The organism is Verminephrobacter aporrectodeae subsp. tuberculatae At4, assembly GCF_000193225.1.
Classification (GTDB): Bacteria; Pseudomonadota; Gammaproteobacteria; order Burkholderiales; family Burkholderiaceae_C; genus Acidovorax; species Acidovorax aporrectodeae.
In genome coordinates this window covers 1-387 of sequence record NZ_AFAL01000758.1, presented here as the reverse complement: position 1 = coordinate 387, position 387 = coordinate 1, and the positions used below count along the sequence as shown (strand labels likewise).

Genomic DNA, 387 nt, shown 5'->3' with positions numbered 1-387 from the left:
TGGGCGATCTTTCTGGCGGCGCGCGCGCCATCGAGCCGGAGCACGCTGCGCTCGGCCGCCAGCGGCGTGATTCCGGCCACGCCCAGTTCGGTGGCCTTTTCCACGAGCCAGTCCATGCGGTCGTTGGCGATGATCCCTGCGAGCAGGTGCACAGCGCGCGGCGCCTCGCGTTCGATCGCGTGGTGCGCGCACACGCGCACGCGCACGGCGCTGCGGCCCATGCTCAGCACGCTGGCGTCGAACTCGCCGCCGGGGTCGCCCGCGCCCGGCGCGCCGTGGAACAGCGTGACGCCGTCGCCCGGTTGCAGGCGCAGCACCTGCGCGTGCCGCGCGGCGCCGGGGGCAGGTCGAGCTCGGCGTCCCTCGGCCAATGGTCGCCGGGCAGTG

The 387-nt window shown here is 75.2% G+C and carries 1 protein-coding gene; it reads right to left on the bottom strand.

The features are described from left to right. Nucleotides 1-317: RsmE family RNA methyltransferase (locus VTU_RS0121205; RefSeq protein ID WP_010108478.1), on the bottom strand; the 317-nt coding region annotated here is incomplete at its 3' end. Nucleotides 318-387 lie beyond the last annotated feature (70 nt).